Source organism: Streptomyces graminilatus (assembly GCF_001418565.1).
Taxonomy (GTDB): domain Bacteria; phylum Actinomycetota; class Actinomycetes; order Streptomycetales; family Streptomycetaceae; genus Streptomyces; species Streptomyces graminilatus.
Genome location: NZ_LIQQ01000505.1, coordinates 1 through 3,291 on the forward strand (window position 1 = coordinate 1; position 3,291 = coordinate 3,291).

General features: G+C 72.0%; 4 protein-coding genes. 3 read left to right on the plus strand and 1 reads right to left on the minus strand.

The window, feature by feature from the left end; genetic code table 11:
• Nucleotides 1–37: 37 nt before the first annotated feature.
• Both AOK08_RS34325 and cobF read left to right on the plus strand, forming a co-directional pair.
• On the plus strand, nucleotides 38–571 hold the full coding sequence (locus AOK08_RS34325; RefSeq protein WP_055533293.1) for a DUF309 domain-containing protein: 534 nt from the start codon (nucleotides 38–40) through the stop codon (nucleotides 569–571).
• A gap of 46 nt (nucleotides 572–617) precedes the next feature.
• Entirely contained in the window at nucleotides 618–1,406 is a 789-nt protein-coding gene (gene cobF, locus AOK08_RS34330) for a precorrin-6A synthase (deacetylating) (RefSeq protein WP_055533295.1), read from the plus strand.
• A 41-nt stretch (nucleotides 1,407–1,447) separates the two neighbouring features.
• Here the strand turns inward: cobF and AOK08_RS34335 are convergent, their stop codons facing one another.
• The gene (locus AOK08_RS34335; protein WP_055533299.1) at nucleotides 1,448–2,230 is read right to left on the minus strand and encodes a sulfite exporter TauE/SafE family protein; all 783 of its coding nucleotides are present in this window, start codon (nucleotides 2,228–2,230) and stop codon (nucleotides 1,448–1,450) included.
• Nucleotides 2,231–2,414: 184 nt separating this feature from the next.
• Between AOK08_RS34335 and AOK08_RS34340 the strand changes: the two genes are divergently transcribed.
• Entirely contained in the window at nucleotides 2,415–3,263 is an 849-nt protein-coding gene (locus AOK08_RS34340; RefSeq protein ID WP_055533297.1) for an alpha/beta hydrolase, read from the plus strand.
• Nucleotides 3,264–3,291 lie beyond the last annotated feature (28 nt).

Genomic DNA, 3,291 nt, shown 5'->3' on the forward strand with positions numbered 1-3,291 from the left:
CTCCGAAGGCGCCCGCCGGGCGCGCCACCATCGGTGCATGAGCGGTGCGTCGGCGGGTCGGGCAGACGTGGGCGGGCGGGACCGGGACGAGGAGGGGAGGGCGCGCAACGCGCGGCCGCGGGACGGTCTCGGACGCCCGCTGCCGTACGGCGAACACGGGGTGGAGCGGCAGCCCGAAGGGGTCGTACGCCGTCCCGAGGAGAGTGTCGCCGAGGCGCAGGAGTTGCTGGACGCGGGGAAGCCGTTCCACGCGCACGAGGTCTTCGAGGACGCCTGGAAGTCGGGGCCTGAGGCGGAGCGCGGCCTGTGGCGCGGGCTCGCCCAGCTCGCCGTGGGGCTCACGCACTCCGCGCGCGGCAACGTCACCGGCGGCGTGCGGCTGCTGCGGCGCGGGGCCGGCGCGGTCGAGGAGTGGGCCTCCTCGGGTGCGCGGCCACGGCCGTACGGGATGGACCTCGCCGGGGTCGTCGCCTGGGCGCGGGAGCTGGCGGCGGAGGTGGAGCGGGACGCCTCGGCCGTCGACGCGAAGGCTCGGGCGCCACGGTTGTCGGGCCGTACCGGCGGCGGCTGACCGGCCCGACGGTGGCGTTGTCAGTGGTGTGGGGCAGACTCGGGGCGTGCGAAAGATTCATGTCATCGGTATCGGCGCGGGCGACCCCGACCAGCTCACCCTGCAAGCGGTCAGGGCGCTGCGGGACACCGACGTGTTCTTCGTCCTCGACAAGGGCGAGGCCAAGTCCGACCTCGTGGGGCTGCGCCGGCACCTGCTGGACACGCATGTGCCGGAAGGGACGTACCGCGTGGTCGAGGCACGCGATCCGGACCGGGACCGGACGGCCGGGGGCGCCGCGTACTCCCCCGCCGTCGGGGACTGGCGCCGGGCCCGGGCCGGGATCTACGAACGGCTGATCGCCGACGAGCTCGGCGCGGACGAGCGCGGGGCGTTCCTGGTGTGGGGCGACCCGTCGTTGTACGACAGCACGCTGGGGATCCTGGAGGAGATCCTCGGGCGGGGCGCGGTGGAGTTCGAGTACGACGTGGTGCCCGGCATCAGCAGTGTCTCCGCGCTCGTCGCCCGGCACCGCACGGGGCTGAACCGGGTCGCGAGTCCCGTCCAGATCACCACCGGGCGGCGGCTCGCCGAGGGATTTCCGGCGGGGGTCGACGACGTGGTGGTGATGCTGGACGCCCATCAGGCCTTCCGGGAGTACGCGGACGACGACATCGACATCTACTGGGGCGCCTACATAGGCACCCCGGACGAGATCCTCGTCTCCGGGCCTATCGCCGAGGCCGCACCCCGTATCGAGCGGCTGCGGGCCGAGGCACGTGAGCGCAAGGGCTGGATCATGGACACGTATCTGCTGCGACGGCACCCCGGGGGCGACGGACCCGGGCGGCCGTAGGCGCTGCCAGGTGTGCCAGGTGCCGTCCGCACGGCCGCTGATCAGCGCAACAGCAACTGCGCCCCGCCCACCACGGTGGCCGCGATCACCAACTGCTCGAACAGTCGCTGGTTGATCCGGTTCACGGCCCAGGTGCCGAGAAACGCGCCGGGGACGACGAACACCGCGAGCGCCGCGTCCAGCAGGAGCGAGTGGCCGTCGATCAGGCCGAGGCCGGCGCTGAAGGGGAGCTTCGAGACGTTGACGATCAGGAAGAAGAACGCCGACGTGCCCAGAAAGCCGAGCTTCCGGAAACCGGCCGACAGGAGATACATCGACATGACCGGGCCGCCCGCGTTGGCGACCATCGTCGTGAAGCCGCCCAGGACACCGTACGAGCGGGCCTTGAGCCGGCCGGCGGGTGTACTCACCGCGTCCGGCTCGTCGGACTCCGGCTCCGCCTCCGCCTGTCGTCGGCGCCACACCGTCACCCCGGCCATGAACAGCAGGATCGCCCCGATCGAGGTCCGTACGACCTCGTCGTCCGCCCACACCAGGAAGACCGTGCCGACGACCACACCCACCGCGACCGCCGGGAACAGCCGCCACAGGGTCGGCCAGTGGGCGTGTCTGCGGTAGGTCAGGACGGCGAGCACGTCCCCCGCGATCAGGATCGGCAGCAGCACACCGGTGGATTCGCGGGCGGGCAGGACGGCCGCGAAGATCGCCAGACTGACCGTGTTCGCCCCGCTGACGGCCGTCTTGGAGAAGCCGACGAGCACCGCGGCGGCGGCGAGCACGGCGAACTCCCAGTGGGATATGTGCCAGAGCGTCATCGTGTTCATGGTGTTCAAGCTGATCATGGTGTTCATGCGGAGACCGATGCTATGCCCACCCAACTGGCGCGATAAGGACCGTCTCGCCAGTTGACCCTGCCCCACTCGTACGCGTCACCGTGGACCGGCCGCCCTGTCCCTGGGAAGATCCACGCACACCACCCACACGTTCAACGACGCACCCGGAGAAGCCATGGCCGAGTCCCGCGAGTACGTCCTCACCGGCACCAGGGGCGCGATCGCCGTCCGCGAGTGGCCCCGCCCCGCCCGTGGCGACACCGAACGCCCGGTCGATCAGCCCCGCTATCTCGCCCTTCTCTCGCACGGGTACGGAGAACACACCGGCCGCTACGAGGAGCTCGCCGACGTCCTCGTGACCCACGGCGCGACCGTCCTCGGCCCCGACCACCAGGGACACGGCCGGTCGGCGGGCGAACGGGCGCTGATCGTGGACTTCGAGGACGTCGTCACCGACCTGCACACCGTCGCCGCCCAAGCCCGGGCCGCCCACCCGGACGTGCCGGTCGTCCTGGTCGGCCACTCCACCGGCGGTCTGATCGCGGCCCGCTTCGCCCAGCGGTACGGCTCCGAACTCGCCGCGCTGGTCCTGTCCGCGCCCGTGCTCGGCAGCTGGGGTCTCCCGAGGCGGCTGCTCGAACTCGACGAGATCCCCGACCAGCCCATCAACCCGGCGGCGCTGTCCCGCGATCCCGCGGTCGGGGCGGCGTACGCGGCGGACCCGCTGGTCTGGCACGGCCCGATGAAACGGCCGACGCTGGAGGCGTTCGTACGGACGATGGAGGCCGTGACGAAGAGCGGTGACGTCGGATCGCTGCCGCTGCTGTGGCTCCACGGCGACGACGACCGGCTCGTCCCGCTCGCCGGCAGCCGCGACGGTGTCGAGGAGCTGCGCGGCACCGACTGGACCGAGCGGATCTTCCCCGGCGCCCGTCACGACGTCTTCCTGGAGACGGACAGGGCGGCTGCCTTCGCCGAGCTGACCTCGTTCGTGGACCGGGTACTCGTGCGCCGAACCGCCTGATCACCCGCCCCACAGGCCGGTTCCCCTC